Annotated in this window: 20 protein-coding genes; 8 read left to right on the forward strand and 12 right to left on the reverse strand. The window is 64.7% G+C overall.

Annotated features, from left to right (window positions below):
• Positions 1–180: 180 nt before the first annotated feature.
• From WMC41_RS17960 to WMC41_RS17985, 6 genes are all read right to left on the reverse strand, one after another.
• On the reverse strand, positions 181–1,881 hold the full coding sequence (locus WMC41_RS17960) for a dihydroxyacetone kinase family protein (protein WP_432345347.1): 1,701 nt from the start codon (positions 1,879–1,881) through the stop codon (positions 181–183).
• A 71-nt stretch (positions 1,882–1,952) separates the two neighbouring features.
• Complete coding sequence (locus WMC41_RS17965; RefSeq protein WP_398432045.1) at positions 1,953–2,807, reverse strand: DeoR/GlpR family DNA-binding transcription regulator; 855 nt, start codon at positions 2,805–2,807, stop codon at positions 1,953–1,955.
• Positions 2,808–2,923: 116 nt separating this feature from the next.
• Entirely contained in the window at positions 2,924–3,871 is a 948-nt protein-coding gene (locus WMC41_RS17970) for a D-ribose ABC transporter substrate-binding protein (RefSeq protein ID WP_244769835.1), read from the reverse strand.
• A gap of 118 nt (positions 3,872–3,989) precedes the next feature.
• On the reverse strand, positions 3,990–5,030 hold the full coding sequence (locus tag WMC41_RS17975; protein WP_244769834.1) for an ABC transporter permease: 1,041 nt from the start codon (positions 5,028–5,030) through the stop codon (positions 3,990–3,992).
• A gap of 103 nt (positions 5,031–5,133) precedes the next feature.
• Complete coding sequence (locus WMC41_RS17980) at positions 5,134–6,672, reverse strand: sugar ABC transporter ATP-binding protein (RefSeq protein WP_432345351.1); 1,539 nt, start codon at positions 6,670–6,672, stop codon at positions 5,134–5,136.
• Complete coding sequence (locus tag WMC41_RS17985) at positions 6,669–7,319, reverse strand: DUF2291 family protein (RefSeq protein WP_288079648.1); 651 nt, start codon at positions 7,317–7,319, stop codon at positions 6,669–6,671. The genes WMC41_RS17980 and WMC41_RS17985 overlap by 4 nt, the downstream gene beginning before the upstream one ends.
• Positions 7,320–8,081: 762 nt before the next feature.
• Between WMC41_RS17985 and WMC41_RS17990 the strand changes: the two genes are divergently transcribed.
• The 7 genes from WMC41_RS17990 (at position 8,082) to WMC41_RS18020 (ending at position 15,238) form a co-directional block, all read left to right on the forward strand.
• On the forward strand, positions 8,082–9,632 hold the full coding sequence (locus WMC41_RS17990) for an FGGY-family carbohydrate kinase (protein ID WP_432345353.1): 1,551 nt from the start codon (positions 8,082–8,084) through the stop codon (positions 9,630–9,632).
• A 44-nt stretch (positions 9,633–9,676) separates the two neighbouring features.
• Positions 9,677–11,188: a glycerol-3-phosphate dehydrogenase gene (locus WMC41_RS17995; protein ID WP_432345355.1), complete on the forward strand. Its 1,512-nt coding sequence runs from the start codon at positions 9,677–9,679 to the stop codon at positions 11,186–11,188.
• Positions 11,189–11,196: 8 nt separating this feature from the next.
• The gene (locus tag WMC41_RS18000; protein ID WP_432345357.1) at positions 11,197–12,132 is read left to right on the forward strand and encodes a TIM barrel protein; all 936 of its coding nucleotides are present in this window, start codon (positions 11,197–11,199) and stop codon (positions 12,130–12,132) included.
• Between the two features lie 72 nt (positions 12,133–12,204).
• Entirely contained in the window at positions 12,205–13,149 is a 945-nt protein-coding gene (locus tag WMC41_RS18005) for a sugar-binding transcriptional regulator (protein ID WP_244769828.1), read from the forward strand.
• A gap of 85 nt (positions 13,150–13,234) precedes the next feature.
• Entirely contained in the window at positions 13,235–14,002 is a 768-nt protein-coding gene (locus WMC41_RS18010) for a DeoR/GlpR family DNA-binding transcription regulator (RefSeq protein WP_432345360.1), read from the forward strand.
• Positions 14,002–14,766: a triose-phosphate isomerase gene (locus WMC41_RS18015; RefSeq protein WP_432345363.1), complete on the forward strand. Its 765-nt coding sequence runs from the start codon at positions 14,002–14,004 to the stop codon at positions 14,764–14,766. Before WMC41_RS18010 ends, WMC41_RS18015 begins: the two co-directional genes overlap by 1 nt.
• A gap of 13 nt (positions 14,767–14,779) precedes the next feature.
• The gene (locus WMC41_RS18020; protein ID WP_244769825.1) at positions 14,780–15,238 is read left to right on the forward strand and encodes an RpiB/LacA/LacB family sugar-phosphate isomerase; all 459 of its coding nucleotides are present in this window, start codon (positions 14,780–14,782) and stop codon (positions 15,236–15,238) included.
• Positions 15,239–15,295: 57 nt separating this feature from the next.
• Here WMC41_RS18020 and WMC41_RS18025 read toward each other — a convergent pair whose 3' ends face one another.
• From WMC41_RS18025 to WMC41_RS18050, 6 genes are all read right to left on the reverse strand, one after another.
• Positions 15,296–16,009, reverse strand: coding sequence for an aspartate/glutamate racemase family protein (locus WMC41_RS18025; RefSeq protein WP_432345366.1), 714 nt, complete (start codon positions 16,007–16,009; stop codon positions 15,296–15,298).
• Position 16,010: 1 nt separating this feature from the next.
• Positions 16,011–16,733 carry an ABC transporter ATP-binding protein gene (locus WMC41_RS18030; protein ID WP_432345367.1) on the reverse strand — a complete coding sequence of 241 codons (723 nt, stop codon included), beginning with the start codon at positions 16,731–16,733 and terminating at the stop codon, positions 16,011–16,013.
• Between the two features lie 3 nt (positions 16,734–16,736).
• Entirely contained in the window at positions 16,737–17,519 is a 783-nt protein-coding gene (locus tag WMC41_RS18035; protein ID WP_272806712.1) for an ABC transporter ATP-binding protein, read from the reverse strand.
• Entirely contained in the window at positions 17,516–18,487 is a 972-nt protein-coding gene (locus WMC41_RS18040) for a branched-chain amino acid ABC transporter permease (protein WP_272806713.1), read from the reverse strand. The genes WMC41_RS18035 and WMC41_RS18040 overlap by 4 nt, the downstream gene beginning before the upstream one ends.
• 4 nt (positions 18,488–18,491) lie before the next feature.
• On the reverse strand, positions 18,492–19,361 hold the full coding sequence (locus WMC41_RS18045; protein ID WP_244769820.1) for a branched-chain amino acid ABC transporter permease: 870 nt from the start codon (positions 19,359–19,361) through the stop codon (positions 18,492–18,494).
• Positions 19,362–19,458: 97 nt separating this feature from the next.
• Entirely contained in the window at positions 19,459–20,646 is a 1,188-nt protein-coding gene (locus tag WMC41_RS18050; protein WP_432345372.1) for an ABC transporter substrate-binding protein, read from the reverse strand.
• A 254-nt stretch (positions 20,647–20,900) separates the two neighbouring features.
• On the opposite strand from WMC41_RS18050, the gene WMC41_RS18055 reads away from it, so the two are divergent.
• Positions 20,901–21,581 (forward strand): GntR family transcriptional regulator, encoded by a 681-nt coding sequence (locus WMC41_RS18055; RefSeq protein ID WP_432345374.1) that lies wholly within the window; start codon positions 20,901–20,903, stop codon positions 21,579–21,581.
• Positions 21,582–21,623 lie beyond the last annotated feature (42 nt).

A 21,623-nucleotide genomic window follows, 5' to 3' on the forward strand; every position in this document is an offset into this window, starting at 1 on the left:
AACACGGCATCACTTCGACGCGTACGTCGAACCGGCCAAGGCATACCATTGAAAATACAGAGACTTCACTGCCGGAACGACAAACGAAAAAAGCCGAACGCACGCGCCGTTCGGCTCAATGTCACAGCAGGAATGTTGATATCGCACCCCCTTAAAGGAAAGGACGCGCGATGAAACCCGTCAAAGCCGGCTGGCGATCGTCCTTGCGACCAGGGCCAGCGAGACGGCGCCGGCATCCGGATGGCCGATGCTGCGCTCGGCAAGCGGACGCGCCCGGCCGAGCCGCGGCGAGAGCGGCGCGGTGGCCTGGGCCGCCTCTTCGCAGGTGACGCTCGCCTTCCGCCAGGCGTCCTTCAGGGACAAGCCGTCCGCCCTCGCCGTTTCGAGCGCCGCGACGAAGGGTACGAAGGCATCGACGAGGGTCTTGTCGCCCGGTTTCGCCCCGCCAAGACGCATCACGTCATCGAGCGCCAGGCGCGCGCCCCGCACGATATCGGCCTCCAGCAAGGCCTTCTCGTCGGAGAAGGCGGAACTCCACGACCGCAGCAGCAGGCCCCAGATCGCACCGGAGGTTCCGCCGGCCCGATCCGCCCAGGCATCACCGGCGGCGGCCAGCGCCGTTTTCGCACCGGCACCGCGCGCCACGGCCTGATGCATGGCGTCCCGCGCGGCGGCCGCGCCGCGCCGCATGCCCTGGCCATGGTCTCCATCGCCGGCAAAGGCATCGATCCGGCCGAGTTCGGCCTCCACCTCCTCCAGCGCCGAAACCATGGCTTCGAGAATGCCGGCAAGGCAGCGGGCACTCTCGCGCGAGGCGCCGGAAGCCGGGCCGACAGCCGGCGTCTCGTCCCCGGCATCCTCGACGAACGCGGCGGGCTGCGTTTGAAAACCCTCGCCGCGTCGGAAGACCGGCGTATCGCAGGGCGCAAGCCAAAAGCGCTCCAGTTCCTCGTCGAGCCACATCACCGTCAGCGAGCAGCCCTGCATGTCGAGGCTGGTGATATATTCGCCGGCCTCGGGCGCGACAAGATCGACCCCGGCCGCCGCAAGCCGCCCCTCGACCGCGCCCCAGAGCACGAACAGTTCCTCATACTTGGTGGCGCCGAGGCCGTTGAGCAGCACGGCGGCGCGGCGCGCGCCGGCCGGACGCTCGGCGAGCACCGTATCCACCAGCAGCGTTGCAAGGTCGCCCGCCGGAACGATCTGCGTATCGCGGATGCCGGGCTCGCCATGGATGCCGAGGCCGAGCGCCATCATGCCCTTGGGCACAGAGAAGAGCGGCGCCGTCGCGCCTGGCAGCGTGCAGCCGCCGAAGGCGACGCCGAACGAGAAGGTGCGCGCATTGGCGAGCCGCGTCACGCGCTCGACCTCGTCGAGGGAAAGCCCCGCCTCGGCCGCCGCGCCCGCCACCTTGAAGACGAGGAAATCGCCGGCGATGCCGCGCCGTTGCAGGTGCCTATCCGCCGGCGCACTCGCCACGTCGTCCGTCACGGTGACGATGCGCACGTCGATGCCTTCCGCCCTCAGCCGCTCTGCCGCAACGCCGAAATTGAGCACATCGCCGGCATAATTGCCGAAGCCGAGCAGGATGCCGCCGCCAAAGTCCGCCTTGCGGCAAACCCGGGCGACCGCTGCCGTCGAGGGCGAGGCGAAGATCTCACCCGCCACGGCCGCGTCCGCCATGCCCGGCCCGACATAGCCGGCGAAGGCGGGATAATGTCCGGATCCACCGCCGACGATGACCGAAACCTTTCCGCGCGGCACCGCGGTGGCGCGCACCACACCACCCTTCACCAGCCGCACGTAACGTCCGTAGACCCGAGAGAAACCCGCCAGCGCCGCCGAGGCAAAGGTTTCGGGATCATCGACAATCTTCGTCATACCGGTCCTCCCCGCAGGCAATCACGCCGCGAAGATGCAATATTGGTCGAAGGGAGAAAAGAGCAAAGGGGTCAGGCGGAACGCTCGGCATCCGCCACGATGACGTTGATGCCCTTCGAGCGCATGCGCGAGAGATGCGAGATGGGGATATCCTCGTCGACGATCACGGCGTCGAATTCCTGCAGCCCGGCAAAGTGGTGCAGCGCACGCCGCTCGAACTTGGTGTGATCGGCCAGGAGCACACGCTTGGTGGAACTCTCGAACATGGCCCGTTTTGTCTCCACCGTCTCCGGCGACTGGTGATAGACCACGTCATCAACGATGGCCGAAAGCGACATGAAGACGGTATCAGCCCTCAGGCGCCGGATCTCGTTGGTGGTGATGTGCCCCATGAAGGCATTGCACCAATTGTAGAACTGGCCGCCGAGACAGATGAGGTTGACGTCGTTGACGTCCTTCAACTCGTTGATGAGCACGAGCGAATTGGTGATGACCGTCAGCGGAACCTTGGCCGGCAGGAAGGCGGTCATCTCGTGCACGGTGGTGGCGTCGTCGAGAAAGATGGCCTGTCCCGGCTCGACGAAGCGCATGGCGGCGCGGGCGATCGCCTTCTTCTCCTTGGCCTGTTTCGTTGCCCGGTAGACGTCGGAGGATTCGATGAGGCTGGTCGGCGCGGCGGAAACGATGCCGCGAGTCTTGCGGAACAGGCCGCGGCTGACGAGTTCGTCGACATCGCGGTGCGCCGTCATCAGGCTGATGCCGAAGCGCTCGGTCAGGTCCTCGATGCGGATGGAGCCTTCGGCGATGACCGTCTCGGCGATCATCTGCCGGCGCACCAGCTGGCGCGCATGCCGGCTGTCGCTCGGCAGCTCTTCCGAAAGCAAATCCTTGACGTCGACTTTCTTGTTCACCGGAGACCCTGCCAATATTTCGAGGATAGCGTTTCGTATCTCGTATCGGGCGGCAAGGGAAATGCCAAGCTGACCCCGGGCCTCGCCGGGATGCGAAAGGAGAGCGCCCGCAGGGGCGCTCCCCGCGCCGATTACTCGCTCAGAACGAAGGGAGCGGTGTACTTGTCGACATTGTCCTTGGTGATCAGCAGGCAATCGAAGAGCTGCTTCTCGCTCGCCGCACCCGTGCTGCCGTTCTTGATCACGTTGTCCGCCTGCTTGACGGCCTCTTCGGAGAAGACGGCGACCGGCTGGAGAACCGTGTACTGCAACTCGCCCGCCTTGATGGCGGCGACCGCATCCGGCGAACCGTCGAAGCCGCCGACCTTGACCTGCTCCAGCTTGCCGGCCTCTTTCAGAGCCGCGATGGCACCGAGCGCCATTTCGTCATTGCCGCTGATGACGCCGATGATATCCGGATTCGCCTGCAGCATGGACTGCATCTTGGCGTGACCCTTGGTGCGGTCCCAGTCGGCGACTTCCTTGGCGGCCTTTTCGAGGTCCGGATACTGCGTCAGCACGGTCTCGTAGCCGTTCGAGCGCGTCGCGGCATTGTTGTCGGCCGGATTGCCGAAGAGCTCGGCATATTTACCCTTGTCGCCGACCGCCTCGACCCATTGCTGCGCACCGAGGGCCGCGCCCTGGGCGTTGTTCGAGACGAGCTGCGCCTTGGCAAGGCCTTCCTGGTTGATCTCGGCATTGACGAGGATGACCGGAATGCCCGCGGCGACGGCCTTCTTGACCGCGCCGACCGAACCGTCGGCATTGGCCGGATCGAGGATGATGGCGACCGACTTGTTGGTGATCGCGGTGTCGATCAGGTTGCTTTCGGTGTTGGTGTCCCCCTTGTGGGCGCCGACATTCGCGGTATAGCCGAGCTTTTCCGCCGTCGCCTTGGCGACTTCGCCTTCCGTGAACCAATAGGGGTTGGACGGATCGTTGACGATGATCGTCATCAGGCCTTCGGCGAAGGCGGAGCTGAAGAGCAACGGCACGACGGCGGTTGCTGCGAAGAGTACACGCATACCTTTTTTGAACATGGTCTCACTCCCTTTGTTGAGTCCGGTTGCGCCGATTTTCGGCAATACTTTCCGCTGCCGGGCGTTCGATGGTCCGCCTCTCCCGGCCGCAGTCAGTTCCTGTCAGTCGCCGCTTACCTTAGCGGCGACCGTATTTGATGCTGTTCAACAGAACGGCGGTGACGATCACGGCGCCGGTGAAGACCGTCTGCCAGTAGGCCGAGACGCCGATGATCACGAGGCCGTCCGACAGGAAGCCGATGACGAAGGCGCCGAGCATGGTGCCGATGACCGTGCCGCGCCCGCCCGTCAGCGCCGCCCCGCCGATAACCACGGCGGCGATCGCCGTCAGTTCGTAGGTCGTGCCCGCCGTCGGCCCGGCCGAGGTGAGCTGCGAGGAAAGCACCAGGCCCGCGACGGCCGCACAGACGCCGGAAAGCACATAGACGGTGATCTTGACCCGCTTGACCGGCACGCCCGAAAGCTCCGCCGCCCGCTCGTTGCCGCCGGAAGCATAGAGCCAGCGGCCGAAGGCCGTGCGCGTCAGGAGGATGTGGCAGATGATCGCGAAGACGAGCAGGACGAGGACGCCGATCGGCACGCCGGCAAGGCGATTGAAGCCGAGCCAGTCGAAACCGGTATTGCCGAGCTCCGGGCGGCCGCCGAGATTGTTGTAGGTGAGGCCGTTGGTCATCAGGAGCGCGATGCCGCGGGCGACATAGAGCACGCCGAGCGTCGCGACGAAGGCGGGCACGCGCAGATAGGCGATCAGCACGCCATTGACCGCCCCGACCACCGCGCCGAGCAGGCAGGTCAACACCACCACGACCCAGACCGAGGGATAGAGGATGACGCCGAGCTGCGGCAGAGTCACGCCCTGCATGAGAAAGCCCGCGACGACCCCGGCAAGCCCGAGCGTCGAGCCGACCGAGAGATCGATGCCGCCATTGAGGATGACGAGCAGCATGCCGATGGCGAGCAGGCCGAAGATCGCCACATGCGAGGCCATGATGAGGAAGTTGCTGACCGTGAAATAGTTCGGCGACATCAGCGAGAAGACGACGACGATGGCGATCAGCGCGAAGAAGGCTCGGCCTTCGAACAGGAGCTCGACGAAGCCCTTCTTGCGCTTGCCGCTTCCGGCCGCTGCCTTTGTGTCGATTGCAGGTGTGACTGACATTGCTTCAGCGCTCCTAGTGCATTTCCAGCCGAAGCATCGCTTCGGCGTCGGAGAATGCGATAAAAACAACAACCCAGAGCAATTCCGGTGAACCGGGATCGCTCTAGTGGGCATGCACGGCTTCGCCGGAGGCGGCCATGATCTGTTCCTTGGTCACGTCGGGACCGAATTCCGCGGAGATGCGGCCGCGCCGCATGACGAGGATGCGGTGGGCGATGCTGAGGCATTCGCCGACCTCCGACGTTGTGTAGACGACGGCGAGACCCTGTTTCGCCCGCTCGGCGAGCAGCTTGAAGACCTCGGCCTTGGCGCCGATGTCGATGCCGCGGCTCGGCTCGTCGAGCAGGATGACGTCGGGATCGGTCGCCAGCATCTTGCCGATGACCACCTTCTGTTGGTTGCCGCCGGAGAGCGAGCCGATCGCCGCCCCGCCGCCATCGGTCTTGATGTGCACCTTGCGGATGGCGTTGCCGACGAGGCCCGCCTCGCGGGCGGTGGAGGTGAAAAGCCCGCGCGTAAAGGCGCCGAGGCTGGCGAGCGACAGGTTGCGGCCGACCGTCATGGTCTGCACCAGGCCGTCGCGCTGCCGGTCTTCCGGCACGAGCACGAGGCCATCGCGGATGCACTGCGAGATGGACTGCCCGGTGACGTCGCGGCCCTTCAGCACCACCCTGCCGGCCGACGCCTTGAGGCGGCCCGCGACCGTTTCGAGCAGTTCCGTGCGGCCCGCGCCCATCAGGCCATAGATGCAGACGATCTCGCCCGCCCGCACAGCAAGCGAAAGCCCGTCGACGACCGCATAGCCGGCACCGCCCGGATCGGGCACCGTCAGCCCTTCGATGGAGAGCGCGACATCGCCCTTCTCGTAGCCGGCCGGCGGGGCGCCGAGATCGAAATTGTCGCCGACCATGTGGCGGACGATCCATTCGAGGTCGATGTCCTTGCGCTCGGCATAGGCCGTCATCGCGCCGTCGCGCAGCACCACCGCATGGTTGGTGATCTGCAGGGCCTCTTCGAGATGGTGCGAGATATAGACGATGGAGACGCCGCGATTGGTAAGGTCCCGAATGACCTTGAACAGCACCTCGACTTCGGAGGCGCTGAGCGCCGAGGTCGGCTCGTCCATGATGAGGATGCGCGAATTGACCGAAAGAGCCCGCGCGATCTCGACGATCTGCTGCTGGCCGAGGCGCAGGTCCTCGACCGGGGTAAGAGGATCGATATCCTCTTCGAGTTCAGCCATCAGGAGCCGCGTCTGGCGCTCTTCTTCCGAAAAATCCACGCCCGTCGCCGTCATGATCTCGCGGCCCATGAAGATGTTATCGCGGACGTTCATGTTCGGCGCGAGGCTCAGCTCCTGATGGATGATGGAGATGCCGCGGTCGCGTGCTTGGGAGGATGACGCGAAAACGATCGGATCTCCATCGAGAAGGATTTCGCCGGACGTCGGCTGCACCACGCCGGAGAGGATTTTCATCAGCGTCGACTTGCCGGCACCGTTCTCGCCGAACAGCGTCGTCACCTGGCCGCGGTGAATGTCGAAATTGACGCCCTTGAGGGCATGGATGTTGCCATAGGCCTTCGCCACGTTGCGCGCGGCGAGCACGACCTCATCCTTTCGGCCGGGATCAAGCGCGCTCATTGGACGTCGAGCCTCACGGGCGTGACGATCCAGCTCTTCGGATTGACCAGCTTGAAGACACCGATCACCGAGACGGTCTTGCCGGTGAGCGCCGCCGGATCGATGCCGGTGAGCACGACTTTCTTGACCTCGTTGTTGATGGCGGAACCCGCGTCCTGGTATTCGATCTGGTTCTTGAACTGGCCGAACTCGATCTGGCCGGTCGCATCGCGCAGGTCCGTGCCGTTCAGCGCCGGCCCGGTCTGCACGCGCAGGGTCAGCTCGGCCGGCAGGCCCTCGACGGCGACAACATTGTAGTTCGCCTTGCGTTCGCCGACGGTGCCGGTGAACTTGACCGGGATCACCGGCCCGACCGAGGTCGCAACGCCGTATTTCTCGCCGGCCGCCTTCCTGTCGGCGGCGATCGCCTGCGCCAGTTCGACCGCATCAACGGCGCGCGTCTCGACGCTCTGCTTGATCAGCGGGAACTGTTCGGCGCCGAAAGCCTCGGCCGAGAATCTTTGCACCTGAACGTCGTTTTCCGAGCCGATGCGCACGATCTTCGTGTCGAAGATCATGGCGCCGACCAGCACCGCGGCGGCGGCGACACCGATCCAACGGACGTTTCGCGCGGGCTGGGGCGATTTCGATTGCGTGGCGTCAGTCATGTCGATGGGCCTTGCGATTGAACGAAGGAAGTTTTTAGCGGGCGCTCCGGCACGGCGCCGATGGCGCACGCGCGTCTGCATATGCGCTGCGGCCATCAGGCTGCGCTCTCTTCCGAGAAAAAAGGGTCATGACATCCTCCCATGGCCGGCGCCCGCCAGTCTCCTCACCGGCTTCGCGCTGCAGTGCACACATTTTCGCAGTTGCGGTATAAATGTGTTATATGTCGCAATGTATATGTTAAATTAACACAACCTGTCAATCGGCCTTTTTGCTCGCTGCATCTCCTTCCGCCACGCCCACACTCAAGAAATCACCCCTGCAAGAGAGGACAGAACGGAGGAAGCGCTACTGCCGGGCGGTCTCCGACACAAACAGGCAGGCAATATTGATAGTCAATCAAACCATTGATTAAGCTGAGAATAAATTGAAGAGCAAGCATTAACTCCGTGGCGGCGACCGCATGCCGACGCCATGGCAGCAGCAGACGAGCTACAAAAGCCGCCCGCCGCCAGTAAACATGCTTATTGCTTATAATATCTGAAAAAAAATTCGATGTTCGAAAAATTTTACGAGACACATGATAACTTTGTGGTATGTTTCATGGCGACATTCGGGAGGTTCGTGGTAAATTCCGTACGGACGGGCAGGTCCTGATCCGAAAACCACGCATTAAGGCCGAAGAGACTATCGGGAGGATCGAATGCTCTGTTTCGGGTCAGGCGAAGCGGCACGGGCTGTCGCGGGATCCGCGGGTGCATGCCATGGTTGAAGCGGCTGACCTGATCATCGGCATCGACGCCGGCACCTCCGTGATGAAGGCCGTCGCCTTCACGCTTGCGGGCCGCCAGATCGCCAGCGCTTCCGTGCGCAACACCTACAGGACCGGCGAAGACGGTGCCGTCACCCAGTCGCTCGACCAGACCTGGCTCGACTGCACGCGCGCCCTGCGCGGCCTGGCCGAAAAGGTCGAAGGCCTCGCCAAGCGCACCGCCGCCATCGCCGTCACCGGCCAGGGCGACGGCACCTGGCTTGTCGGCGCGGAAAACCGGCCGGCCGGCGACGCGTGGCTCTGGCTCGACGCCCGCGCCGCACCGACCGTCGAGCGGCTGGCCGCTGCGGACGCCGACCGCGCACGCTTTTCGGCGACAGGCACCGGCCTCAACACCTGCCAGCAGGGCACGCAGCTTGCCCATATGGACCAGTATTTCCCGGAGCTGCTCGCCGAAGCCGAAACGGCCATGCACTGCAAGGACTGGCTCTACCTCAACCTCACCGGCATCCGCGCCACCGACCCGTCCGAGGTGAGCTTCACCTTCGGCAATTTCCGCACCCGCCGCTATGACGATGACGTGCTCGCCGCCCTCGGCCTCACCCATCGCCGCAGCCTGCTGCCGGAGGTCATCGAGGGCACGCAGACCGTACATCCGCTGACGGCCGAAGCGGCCGCCGCCTCCGGCCTCGTGGCCGGCACGCCCGTCTGCCTCGGTTATGTCGACATGGTCATGACGGCGCTCGGAGCGGGCGTGCGCAGCGAAGGCCGCAACGCCGCCTGCTCCGCCATCGGTTCGACCGGCGTGCATCTGCTGGCAAAGCCCGTCGGCGACGTGGTGCTCAACGCCGAGCGCACCGGCTATGTCATCACCCTGCCGATCCCCGGCATCGTCACCCAGGTCCAGACCAACATGGGCGCGACGATCAATCTCGACTGGCTGCTGCAACTCGGCGCGGACCTGCTCGGCGAATTCGGCATTCCCGTCGGCCTTGACGAGATGATCACCCGGATCGACCCCTGGTTTGCCGAAAGCAGGCCCGGCAACATCCTCTATCACCCCTATATTTCCGAGGCCGGCGAGCGCGGCCCCTTCGTCAACGCCCGGGCGCGCGCCAATTTCACCGGCCTTGCCAGCCGCCATCGCTACCCGGATCTCGTGCGCGCCGTCGTCGAGGGCCTCGGCATGGCGACGCGCGATTGTTACGCCGCCATGGGCGCCCTGCCGCCGGAACTGCGCATCAGCGGCGGCGCAGCACGCTCCGTGGCGCTGCGCGGCACGCTCGCCGCGGCGCTGGGCGCGCCGGTGCGGGTCAGCAGCCGGGAGGAGGCCGGCGCCGCCGGCGCTTCGATGATGGCCGCCGTCGCCATCGGAGCCTACCGCACCATGGACGATTGCATCGCCGACTGGGTGACGCCCGAGCTTGGCACGGCCGAACCGCCGGCGCCGCAAGGCACCGAACGCATGACGCGCCTCTTCGCCGCCTATTCGGATGTGCGCCGGGGCATCGCTCCCGCCTGGGACATCCTGGCTGCGCATTGAGGAAAACGATCGCGCCTTCCCGCGGGGCGCCGAAGGAGACTGAGATGAACGAACCCGAGCATATCGACCTCTTCGTGATCGGCGGCGGCATCAACGGCGCCGGCATCGCCCGTGACGCGGCCGGCCGCGGGCTGAAGGTCGTGCTCTGCGAAAAGGGCGATCTCGCCGAGGGCACCTCCTCGCGCTCCGGCAAGCTGGTACACGGGGGTCTGCGCTATCTCGAATATTACGAATTCCGCCTGGTGCGCGAGGCGCTGATCGAGCGCGAGGTGCTGCTCAACGCCGCCCCGCACATCATCTGGCCCATGCGTTTCGTGCTGCCGCACAGTCCCGAGGATCGCCCCGCCTGGCTCGTGCGTCTCGGCCTCTTCCTCTACGACCATCTCGGCGGCCGCAAGAAACTGCCGGGCACGCGCACGCTGGACCTGAGACGCGACCCCGAAGGCACGCCGATCCTCGACCAGTATACGCGCGGCTTCGAATATTCCGACTGCTGGGTGGACGACGCCCGGCTCGTCACGCTCAACGCCGTCGGCGCGGCGGAAAAGGGCGCCGTGGTGCTGACCCGCTCGCCCGCGATTTCGGCCCGCCGCGAAAACGGCGCCTGGACCGTGACGACGAAGAACAGCCTGACCGGCGAGACCCGCACCTTCCGCGCAAGATGCGTGGTCAACTGCGCCGGCCCCTGGGTCTCCGACGTCATCAACCGCGTCGCCGGCTCCAACTCCACGCGCAACGTGCGCCTCGTCAAGGGCAGCCACATCATCGTTCCGAAATTCTGGGCCGGCGCGAACGCCTATCTCGTGCAGAACCACGACAAGCGCGTCATCTTCATCAATCCCTATGAGGGCGACAAGGCGCTGATCGGCACCACCGACATCGCCTATGAGGGCCGCGCCGAGGATGTTTCGGCCGACGAGAGCGAAATCGACTACCTGCTCAAGGCGGTGAACCGCTATTTCAAGGAAAAGCTGCGCCGACAGGATGTGCTGCATAGCTTTTCCGGCGTGCGCCCGCTGTTCGACGACGGCAAGGGCAATCCCTCCGCCGTCACCCGCGACTACGTCTTCGATCTCGACGAGACGGGCGGCGCGCCGCTGCTCAACGTCTTCGGCGGCAAGATCACCACCTTCCGCGAGCTTGCCGAGCGCGGCATGCAGCGCCTCAGGCCCATCTTCCCGAACATGGGCGACGACTGGACGGAAAAGGCCCCGCTACCGGGCGGCGACATGCCGAACGCCGATTACGAGACCTTCGCCAACACCCTCCGCGACACCTATCCCTGGATGCCGCGCAAGCTGGTGCACCACTACGGCCGCCTCTACGGCACGCGCACGAAAAACGTCGTCGCCGGCGCAAGCAATCTGGACAGCCTCGGCCGGCATTTCGGCGGGCAGTTCTATGAGGCCGAGGCCCGCTATCTCGTCGCCAGCGAATGGGCCGAGACGGCGGAAGACATCCTCTATCGCCGCACCAAGCACTACCTGCACCTGACCGAGGCCGAGCGCGCGGCCTTCGCCGACTGGTTCGACACCGCCCGCCTCGCCGCCGCCTGAGGACCGTTATGCCGCTGACGCTCTCGCTCAACACCAATCCGCTGGTCAACCGCTTCGCCGATCCCCACGACCTGATCGACACGGTCGCGCGAAAACTGCGCCTGCGCGACCTCCAGCTCACCCATGAATTCATCAATCCGAGCTGGAGCGCCGCGACGATCCGCCGGCTGACGCGGCAGATGGACAAGGCGCTCCAGCGCACCGGCGTGCGCGTCACCTCGGGCATGACCGGCCCCTACGGCCGCCTCAACCATTTCGGCCATCCGGATGCGGAGGTGCGGCGCTATTATGTCGACTGGTTCAAGACCTTTGCCGATATCATCGGCGATCTCGGCGGCGCCGCCGTCGGCACCCAGTTCGCCATCTTCACCTACCGGGATTTCGACGATCCGGCTCGCCGCGCGGAGCTGATCGACATCGCCATCGACTGCTGGGCCGAGGTCGCCGAGCATGCCAGGGATGCGGGCCTTTCCTATGTCTTCTGGGAACCGATGAGCGTCGGTCGCGAATTCGGTGAGACGATCGAGGCCTGCCTGTCGCTGCAGGACCGGCTCACCGCGGCAAATATGGCGATCCCCATGTGGATGATGGCCGATATCGACCACGGCGACGTCACCTCTGACAATCCGGACGACTTCGACCCCTACGCCTGGGCGCGCGCGGTGCCGAAGGTGTCCCCGATCATCCACATCAAGCAGAGCCTGATGGATAAGGGCGGCCACCGGCCCTTCACCGCCGAATTCAACGCCAGGGGCCGCATCCAGCCGGAGCCACTGTTGCAGGCCTTCGCCGAGGGCGGCGCCGTCGACAACGAGATCTGCCTCGAACTTTCCTTCAAGGAGCGCGAGCCGAACGACCGCGAGGTCATTCCGCAGATCGCAGAAAGCATCGCCTTCTGGGCCCCTCACATCGATACCGGTGCGTCGGACCTGAAGCTGGGCTGACCATCCCGAGGCCGCTTGCTAAGACTGGGCCTGAAGACCGCTTCCGGTTGAAAGCAGGACAGGACATCGCCGATGACCGACATTGAAGACTCCCTCGCCGTCCGCGCCGCCTGGCTGCACTATGTCGGCGGGTTCACCCAGTCCGCCGTGGCGAAAAGGCTCGGCATTCCCTCGGTGAAGGCACATCGGCTGATCGCCCGCGCCGTCGCCGAGGGCGTGGTGAAGGTCAGCATCGACGGCGAGATCGCCGAATGCGTCCAGCTCGAGCTCGATCTTTCCACCCGCTACGGGCTCGACTATTGCGAGGTCGCACCCGATGTCGACGACGATCCGCTGGCCCTGACGACGCTCGGCCATATCGGCGCGGATTTTCTTCGGCGCGAAATCGAACGCGGCGAAGCCGCCGTCATCGGCTTCGGCCACGGCCGCACGCTCTCGGCGGCCGTGCATCATCTGCCGCGGATCAGCGCCAGCGGCACGCGCTTCGTTTCGCTGCTCGGCGGCCTCACCCGCAACTACGCCGCCAACCCCTACGACGTCATGCATCGCCTGGCGGCCAAGACGGGCACCCAGGCCTATGTGATGCCGGTGCCGTTCTTCGCCAACACCGAGGAGGACCGCGAAGTGCTGCTCTCGCAGCGCGGCGTCAGCGAGGTGTTCAACCTCGCCCGCAGCGCCGATCTCAAGGTCGTCGGCATCGGCACCGTCGACAACCAGGCCCACCTCGTCACCTCGGGCATGTTGCAGCCCGACGAACTGGAGGAGATCGTCGCGCTCGGCGGCGTCGGCGAACTGCTCGGCCATTTCTTCGACGCCAAGGGTCGCATCCTCGAAACCGCCGTGACCGCCCGGACCCTTGCCGCCTCGTTCTCGGAAGCGGGCGGGGACCGGATCGTCGCGATTGCCGGCGGGCCGGTGAAGACCGAGGCCATCCGCGCCGTGCTGCACAGCCACACCCTTCACGGGCTCATCACGGACGAGCGGACGGCGCGGCAGCTTCTGCAGAGCTCGACATAGAAAAATCACAAAATAACATATTTTATGTTACATTATGCGCGAAAGAATGTTATAGGCCTGACCGCAGCGTGAGATGGAGAACGCCGTGAAACGGGAAGAGCGCAGGCAGGAGATCATCAATCTTCTGGTCGAAAGCCGGGCCGTCGAACTCGACGACGTCGCGGCACGCTTCGGCGTCTCCAAGATGACCATCCACCGCGACCTCGACGATTTGGAACGGGCAGGTGTGCTTCGGAAAGTGCGCGGCGGTGCGACGATCGATGCCGGCACCCAGTTCGAAAGCGATTTCCGCTTCCGCGAACTGCAGGAGGCCGACGTCAAGCGGGCGCTGGCCGAGGCCGCCGCGGAACTGGTCGAGCCGGGCATGACGGTGATGATCAACGACGGCTCGATGGCGTCGGTGCTCGGCGACGTTCTGTGCGCGAAGAAGCCGATCACCCTCATCACCAACAACGCCGCCATCCTGGAACGCGCCAAGGGCATGTCCGGCGTGACGCTGATCGGCCTCGGCGGCGTCTTCTCTGCAAAGTTCAACGCCTATTTCGGCATCGTGACGGAAGAGGCGCTGTCGCGGCTGCGCGCCGACATCGCCTTCGTCTCGGCCCCGGCCGCCTCGGGGCGCCTCTCCTATCACATGGACGAGGCCGTGGTGCGGGCCAAGCGGGCGATGATGGCGGCGAGCCGGCAGAAATGCCTGCTGATCAACAGCCGCCGCTTCGGCCACACGGCGCTGCACGTGCTCGCCGACCTTGCCGAATTCGACACGGTCATTTCAGACAAATCCCTGCCGCACGACACCGCCGCGGAACTTGGCGGCCGGACGACGGTCAGGATCGCAAAGGAGACGACGTGATGAGCCGCACATTCTGGGTCGGCACGAGCTGGAAGATGAACAAGACGCTGACGGAGGCAACGGTTTTCGCCGAGGGGCTGAAAGCCGCCGATAGCGGCCGCGAACCCCGCATCCAGCGTTTCGTCATCCCGCCCTTCACCGCCGTGCGCGAGGTCAAGGCGCTCCTTGCCGGCACCTCGGTGAAGGTCGGCGCGCAGAACATGCACTGGGCGGACGAAGGCGCCTGGACCGGCGAGATTTCGCCGGTGATGCTGAAGGACTGTAATCTCGATCTCGTCGAGCTCGGCCATTCCGAGCGCCGCGAACATTTCGGCGAAACGGACGAGACGGTCGGCCTGAAGACCGAAGCCGCCGTGCGCCACGGCCTCGTGCCGCTGATCTGCATCGGTGAAACGCTCGCCGACCGCGAAGGCGGCCATGCGACCGAGGTTCTCGCCCAGCAGGTGCGCGGCGCGCTCTCACGGCTCGACACCACGCAGAAGCAGGCGGACATCCTGCTCGCCTACGAACCCGTCTGGGCGATCGGTGAAAAGGGCATCCCGGCAAGCGCGGACTATGCGGATGCCCGCCATGCCGAGATCGCCGAGGTCGCGGAAAAAGTCCTCGGCCGCCGCATTCCCTGCCTCTACGGCGGCTCGGTCAACCCTGAGAACTGCGAGGAACTGATCGCCTGCCCCAATATCGACGGGCTCTTCATCGGCCGCTCAGCCTGGAAGGTTGAAGGCTATCTCGACATCCTGGCGCGCTGCGCCGCCACCATCTGAAAGGAGACTTCCCATGAAACTCGCAATTGCCGGTGACAGCGCGGGCGAAGGCCTCGCCAAGATTCTCGCCGATCACCTGAAGGACCGCCATGAAGTGCACGAGATCTCGCGCACCGATGCCGGCCCGGACGCTTTTTACGCCAACCTCTCCGACCGCGTCGCCTCCGCCGTCATCGCCGGTGACTACGACCGCGCGATCCTCGTCTGCGGCACCGGCATCGGCGTCTGCATCTCGGCCAACAAGGTGCCCGGCATCCGCGCCGCGCTGACGCACGACACCTATTCGGCCGAGCGCGCCGCGCTGTCCAACAACGCCCAGATCATCACCATGGGCGCGCGCGTCATCGGCTCGGAACTGGCAAAGTCCATCGCCGATGCCTTCCTCGCCCAGACCTTCGACGAGAACGGCCGCTCGGCCGGCAATGTCCAGGCGATCAACGAGGTCGACGCCAAGTACAACGCCGGCAAGTAAGCCGAGCGCGAAAGCGGAATGCGGCCCGGCCGCGTTCCGCTCTTTTGTAGGAAAGAGCTAACCGAGCGCCGCCCGGAGCTTGCTCGGCGGCGGCGGGGCGTAACCGCCGAGGCGGGATGTACGCAGGTTGAGGCCGGCCATGGCCTCGGCCAGCCTGACCGCGCAGGTGACGCCGTCGAGCACCGGCATACCGTGCTCGCCGGCAAGGTCGTTCGCAAGGCTCGCCATGCCGGCGCAGCCGAGCACGATCGCCTCCGCTCGGTCCTCGCTAACGGCGAGGCCGATTTCGGCGCTGATCTTCTGGCGCGCATTGGAGCCCGGCTGCTCCAGTTCCAGCACCGCCACCTCCGAGGAACGCACGCGGGCGCAGCGAGCCGAAAGGCCGTAGCGCGAGAGATTGTGCTCAAGCGCCGGCACCGAACGGGCGAGCGTCGTGACCACCGAGAACTTGTTCGAGATCATCGAGGCGAAGTGATAGGCCGCCTCGCCGATGCCGATGACGGGCTTGTCGGTGAGGCAGCGCGCCGCATCGAGCCCGGTATCGTCGAAACAGGCGATGACGACGGCATCGCAATCCGGATTGTCCTTGATGACGCCGAGCAGGCCGGCAAGGCTCATCGCCTCGTCGAAATAGCCTTCGATCGAGACCGGCCCCTTCACCGGGTTGACGGCGACGATCTCGGTTCCGGCAGAGGCGGCGCCGCGCGCCGCCTTGCCGATATGGTCCGTCATCGATGCTGTGGTGTTGGGGTTGATGACGAGGATTTTCATGTCAGAGTTCGCCTCCGAGATAGGCAGCCTTGATGCGGTCGTCGTTCATCAGGTCCCTGGAATTGCCCGACAGCGCGATCGACCCGGTGGAAAGCGCATAGGCGCGGTTGGAGATGGACAGCGCCATGCGGCTGTTCTGCTCGACGAGGAGGATGGAGACCTTCTCGTCGCGGCTGATGGCGACGATGGCGCGGGCGATGTCCTGCACCAGCTTCGGCGCGATGCCGAGCGACGGCTCGTCCAGCAGCAGCAGTTTCGGGCGGGCCATCAGCGCGCGGCCGATCACCATCATCTGCTGCTCGCCGCCCGACATGGTGTTCGCCTGCTGATGGTAGCGTTCGCGCAGGCGCGGGAAACGCGTCAGCACGTTCTCCAGCGTCTGCTCGATCTCCGCCTTGTCGGTGCGGGTGAAAGCCCCCATCAGGAGGTTGTCCTTCACCGACATCAGCGGAAAGGCGCGGCGGCCCTCGGGCACCATGGAGATGCCCTTGCGCACCACCTCGGACGCGGGGGTGCCGTCGAGGCGCTGGCCCTGGTAGAAGATCTGGCCGGACTTGACCGGCCGGAGCCCCGTGATCGCCCGAAGGATCGAGGATTTTCCCGCCCCGTTCGCGCCGATCAGCGCAACGGTTTCGCCCTCGTCCACATCGATCGAGACGCCCTTCAGCGCATAGATGTGGTCGTAGTAGAGTTCGATATTCTCAACGCTCAATATCTTCGTCATGGCTTACATCCCGATCGCCGCATCTTCGGAGCCGAGATAGGCTTCGATCACCTTCTCGTTCTCGCGGATTTCCTGGGGGGTGCCCTCGGCCAGCTTCTGGCCGAAGTTGATGCACACGATGCGGTCGCTGATCTTCATCACAGCGGGCATGTCGTGCTCGACGAGGAGCACGGTGACGCCGCGCTCATCGCGGAGGCGCCGCACGAGGCCGACCATCTTCATCGTCTCGTCATGGTTCATGCCGGCGAAGGGTTCGTCGAGCAGGATAACCTTCGGATCGGTGGCAAGGCCGATGGCCATGCCGAGCGCGCGCAGATGCCCCTGCGGCAGGTTGGAGGCGAGCTCGTTGCGGATGGCCTGGAGGCCGAGAAAGTCGACGATGTCGTCCGCCGAGGCCGCGAACGCCGCCTCGTCGTCCTTCGCCTGTTTCGTGCCGAGGAAGAAGCCGAAGAGGCTCGCCTTCGAGCGCAGGTGATGGGAGACGATGATGTTCTCGCGCACCGTCATGGAGCGGAAGATCGTCGTTTCCTGGAAGGTGCGCACGACGCCCATGCGGGCCACCTTGTGCGGGGCGAGGCTGGAGATGCGCTCCCCGTTGAAGAGCACCTCCCCGCTGGTCGCCGGCACGAAGGAGGAGATCAGCTTGAACAGCGTCGATTTTCCCGCGCCGTTCGGGCCGATCACCGAGAGGATCTCGCCCTTGTTGACGTCGAAGGAGACGTCGTTGACCGCCGTCAGGCCGCCATAGCGCTTGGTGATGTTCTTGATCTGCAGGATGGTGCTCATGCGCGGCCCTCCTTCTTGTCGAGAAGGCTGAGAACCCCGTTCGGCAGGACGAGCATGAGCAGGATCATGACGCCGGAGTAGACGAGGAGCTGGTATTGCTTGGCGATCGACAGGAGGTCCCAGCCGAAATAGAGCAGCAGCGTGCCGAGCATCGGGCCGAAGACATAGCCGAGGCCGCCGAGGAAGCAGTAGAGCATGAAGTTCACGCTGTCGGCGACCACGAAGGAAGACGGATAGATCGACTGGGCGATGGAGGCGAACATGGCGCCCGCAATGCCGCCGAAGAACGAGGAGATCGCATAGGCGAGCACCCTGAGATAGGCGGTGTTGACGCCGATCGAGGCCGAAAGCTCCTCGTTCTGCTGGAGGCTGCGGCACAGATGCCCGAGCCGCGAGTTCACGATGCGCCACAGCACCAGATAGGTGACGACCATCAGCACGACGGCCATCATGTAAAAGCCGATGCGCGGATTGGAGAGCGAGCCGAAGGCCGGGATGATCGTCAGGCCGAAGAGGGAAAGCTCGCCCGGCAGCGGGATCGAGGTGATGCCCTTGGCACCGTTGGTGACCGGCAAGGCGAGCGCGGAAAGGCGCGCGACCTCCGTCAGCACCAGCGTCACCATGGCGAAGTAGACGCCGCGAAGACGCAGGATCGGCAGGCCGATCACCACCGAGATGGCGGCGCAGAAGAGGCCGGCCAGCGGCAGCGTCAGCCAGAAGGAGACGCCGGCTTGCGTGACCAGTATGGCCGACACATAGCCGCCCACAAGCGCATAGGCGCCCTGGCCGATATTGATGCGGCCGATATAGAAGGTGAGCCAGACGCCGGCCGCCCCGACGGAAAGCAGCGCGACCGAGGTCAGCGTATAGAAGAAATCGACGCGACCGGTGGCGCCGATGAACAGCGGCACGAGCACGAAGACGGCGAGAAGGAAGACGGCGAAGCCGAGCAGTTTTTTCGTGTCCATGATCTCAACCCCACGGCTTGCCCATCAGCCCCTGCGGGCGGACGGCCAGGAACACCATCAGCGAGGCGAAGATCACGAGATAGGTGATGTCGCCATAGGCCGAGAGCACGGTGAGACCGACGCTCTCCATCATGCCGAGGATGAAACCGCCGGCGATCGCCCCGGAAATCACGCCCGCGCCGCCGATCATGATCATCAGGAAGGCCTTGATCGAGGTCGGGCCGCCCATGCCGAGATTGACGCCGGTGATGGTGACGAGCAGGCCGCCGACGAGGCCGGCCAGCATCGCGCCGAGCGCAAAGCCGATCATCGAATAGCGGGCGACGTTCACGCCCATCAGCTGGGCGGCCATCTTGTCCTGCGCGAGCGCCCGCATGGCGCGCCCGGTCTTGGAGTAGTTCATGAAGGCGATGAAGGCCACGATGAGCAGGATGGCGAGCACGCCGATCAGGATGCGGTCATAGGGCATGATGATGCGCATGTCCCAGTTGAAGACGCCGTTGACGATCTTCGGCACGCCGCGCTGCTTTTCCCCGAAGAACAAGAGGATGACGGCATCGAGGAAGAAGGCGACGCCCGCGGCGAGCAGCATGGTCGATTCATCGCGCTTGGAGCGACGGACGACCGGCGCGAAGAGGAATTTCTCGATCGCCGCGCCCATGACCGCAAGGACGATCGCCGAGGCGAAGAGGCCGACGATGAACGGCAGGCCGAGCTGGACGACGACGGTATAGGTGACGAAGCCGCCGAAGACGTACATCTGCCCGTGGGCGAAGTTCAAGACGTTCATCAGCGAGAAGATCAGCGTCAGCCCGAGGGCGATCAACGCATATTGCGCCCCGAGGTAGAGACCATTGGCGATTATCTGTTCCATCGTGAGCCTCCAATGGAAGAAGGTTCAGGCAAAGAGAGACCCAGCCCGACGACTTGGCGCCGTCCGGGTCCCCATCTTGAAAGTGCCTAGGCTCCGATCAGTCGACCTGGCCGACGAACAGCGTCTCGAACTTGCCGCCCTTGTACTCGTTCACGACGAGCGGCACGGAGACCTGGCGCTTCTGGCCGAAGGAGGTCATGCCGACATATTTCAGCTTGGCGTCGCCCTTCATGAAGGGGTTGGCGGCCTCGAACGTGTCCATGGTCTTCTTGTACTCCTCGACATTGTCGATCGCCGCCGGGTTCGCCTTCAGCGTCTCGATGATATATTCGAGCGCATAGACCTTGGTGTTGGACTCGTCGTTGTATTCGCCGAACATCTTCGTGTAGCGCTCGACGAATTCGTTCATCGCGTCGCTGGCAAGCTCCGGCGTCGATGCGCCGCCGACCGAGATGAAGCCCTCGGCAAGCTCGCCCGCCCCTTCGGCAAGCACGGTCGCATCCTGCGCCGTTTCCGTGGAGATGAGGCCGGTATAGCCGAGTTCGCGCGCCGAGCGGATGAGCTGCGGCGCATTGGCCGGCGAGACGCCCGAAAGCACGAGCAGATCGGGCGAGGCCTGGATGACCGGCAGCAGCACCGGCGTGAAGTCGGTGGTGTCCACCTGGTAGGTCACGTTTCCGGAAACCACCTCGAGGCCGAGCGCCTGCGCCGCCGCAATGCCGGATTCACGCTGGCTGAGCGGGTCGGATTCGTTGGCCGCGACGAAGGCGACCTTCTTCACACCCTTGTTTTCCATGAGATATTTGTAGATGGCCGGACCCGACTGGTAGTTCGCCACCATGCCGAGGATCGCGTTGGATGCCGGCGGCGTGTAGAGCTCCTTCGGGAAGGCGTAGGGGAAATACATGATGCCGTTCTGCTCGGCGACCGGGCGGACCGCGGCCGCGCCGTCATCGACGTTCGGGCCGACGACATAGTGCACGCCGTCCTGCGCCATCTTCTCCATGCCGGCGATGGCGCGCTTGGGGTCCTTCTGGTCGTCGAAGGGTACGATCTCGATATTGTAGGTCTTGTCGCCGATCGTCACGCCGCCGAGCTCGTTCAGCCAGGCCGCGCGCGCCTCCATCGAGCGCTGGTTGGAAATGCCCCAGGCCGCTGCGGGGCCGGAGGTGACGCCGACGAAGCCGATCTTCAGCGTGGCGTTCTGCGCATAGGCCATCAGCGGCAACGACAGCATGGTCGCTGCGGCAAGAGCGGAAACTTTCAGGAATGTGCGCTTGTGCATGATTGTTCTTCCTCTGGGCCATTGATCTGTTTTTGATAGGCGCATGGGCCGCAAGGTGCGGCTCCAATCGGCCTTGGCAGAGGCATTGAGCGCATTGTTAACGATCTTGTCAAGTGGTTGTGAACAAAACATGCTAAGCCGTGTCGACGAAATCGGCGCTTGTTGGTCAACCAAATCAGCCTTATTTAGAGGCTGTGCAACAGACTGCGCATGTCAGGGTGAGTTCGGTGGTTGATGTAGGCAGGGAAAATCTGATGGAAGCGGAGGAGGTCGACGAGAGCGATATCGTCGATCGCATTTTCGAAGCGGTCATCGAACAGAGATTGCCGCCGGGCACGAAGCTTTCCGAATCGGCGCTATGCGAAGCCTTCGGCGTCGGGCGCATGCGCATTCGCCGCAGCCTGCTGCTGCTGGCAAGCCGCGAGGTCGTGGAGCTGCATGCCAATCGCGGCGCCTTCGTCGCCTCGCCGACGCCCGAGCAGGCCCGCGAAGTCTTCGAGGCCCGCCTCGCACTGGAGCCGAATATCGCCCGCCTCGCCGTCCAGCGTGCGAGCGAGGCGGACATCGCGGCGCTGACCCGCCATCTGGAAATGGAATATGTGGCGCACAAGGAGCGGCACCGCCATGACGCGATCCGCCTGTCCGGCCAGTTCCACACCTTGCTGGCGCAGATCGCCGGCAATGCCATCCTCATCCGCACGATGAAGGAACTGGTGACCCGCACCTCGCTGATCATCGGCCTTTTCGGCGCGCCCGGCGTCAGCAATTGTCGTGACGACGACCACGCCGCCATCGTCGGCGCCTTCCACACGCGGGATGCGGAAAAGGCGGCCTGGATGATGACGCTGCACCTCCGCCACATCCAGGACCATCTGGAAGCCGGCGCCAAGACCTCCGACAGCGTCGATCTCATGGCCCTGTTCGGCAAGGCCTGACCCAGAGCAGGTTCTCCAAGGAAGAACACGTCGGCCGCAAGC

Source organism: Shinella yambaruensis (genome assembly GCF_050859155.1).
GTDB classification, from domain to species: domain Bacteria; phylum Pseudomonadota; class Alphaproteobacteria; order Rhizobiales; family Rhizobiaceae; genus Shinella; species Shinella yambaruensis.

Bases quoted from the DNA above. Each gene is read 5' to 3' on its own strand.
- WMC41_RS17980 (WP_432345351.1), bottom strand. From the start codon at position 6,672: ATGAGCGCGCTTGATCCCGGCCGAAAGGATGAGGTCGTGCTCGCCGCG.
- WMC41_RS18005 (WP_244769828.1), top strand. From the start codon at position 12,205: ATGACCGACATTGAAGACTCCCTCGCCGTCCGCGCCGCCTGGCTGCAC.
- WMC41_RS18055 (WP_432345374.1), top strand. From the start codon at position 20,901: ATGGAAGCGGAGGAGGTCGACGAGAGCGATATCGTCGATCGCATTTTC.
- WMC41_RS18035 (WP_272806712.1), bottom strand. From the start codon at position 17,519: ATGAGCACCATCCTGCAGATCAAGAACATCACCAAGCGCTATGGCGGC.
- WMC41_RS17990 (WP_432345353.1), top strand. From the start codon at position 8,082: ATGGTTGAAGCGGCTGACCTGATCATCGGCATCGACGCCGGCACCTCC.
- WMC41_RS18045 (WP_244769820.1), bottom strand. From the start codon at position 19,361: ATGGAACAGATAATCGCCAATGGTCTCTACCTCGGGGCGCAATATGCG.
- WMC41_RS17995 (WP_432345355.1), top strand. From the start codon at position 9,677: ATGAACGAACCCGAGCATATCGACCTCTTCGTGATCGGCGGCGGCATC.
- WMC41_RS18050 (WP_432345372.1), bottom strand. From the start codon at position 20,646: ATGCACAAGCGCACATTCCTGAAAGTTTCCGCTCTTGCCGCAGCGACC.
- WMC41_RS18030 (WP_432345367.1), bottom strand. From the start codon at position 16,733: ATGACGAAGATATTGAGCGTTGAGAATATCGAACTCTACTACGACCAC.
- WMC41_RS17975 (WP_244769834.1), bottom strand. From the start codon at position 5,030: ATGTCAGTCACACCTGCAATCGACACAAAGGCAGCGGCCGGAAGCGGC.
- WMC41_RS18000 (WP_432345357.1), top strand. From the start codon at position 11,197: ATGCCGCTGACGCTCTCGCTCAACACCAATCCGCTGGTCAACCGCTTC.
- WMC41_RS18025 (WP_432345366.1), bottom strand. From the start codon at position 16,009: ATGAAAATCCTCGTCATCAACCCCAACACCACAGCATCGATGACGGAC.
- WMC41_RS17985 (WP_288079648.1), bottom strand. From the start codon at position 7,319: ATGACTGACGCCACGCAATCGAAATCGCCCCAGCCCGCGCGAAACGTC.
- WMC41_RS17970 (WP_244769835.1), bottom strand. From the start codon at position 3,871: ATGTTCAAAAAAGGTATGCGTGTACTCTTCGCAGCAACCGCCGTCGTG.
- WMC41_RS17960 (WP_432345347.1), bottom strand. From the start codon at position 1,881: ATGACGAAGATTGTCGATGATCCCGAAACCTTTGCCTCGGCGGCGCTG.
- WMC41_RS18040 (WP_272806713.1), bottom strand. From the start codon at position 18,487: ATGGACACGAAAAAACTGCTCGGCTTCGCCGTCTTCCTTCTCGCCGTC.
- WMC41_RS18015 (WP_432345363.1), top strand. From the start codon at position 14,002: ATGAGCCGCACATTCTGGGTCGGCACGAGCTGGAAGATGAACAAGACG.
- WMC41_RS18020 (WP_244769825.1), top strand. From the start codon at position 14,780: ATGAAACTCGCAATTGCCGGTGACAGCGCGGGCGAAGGCCTCGCCAAG.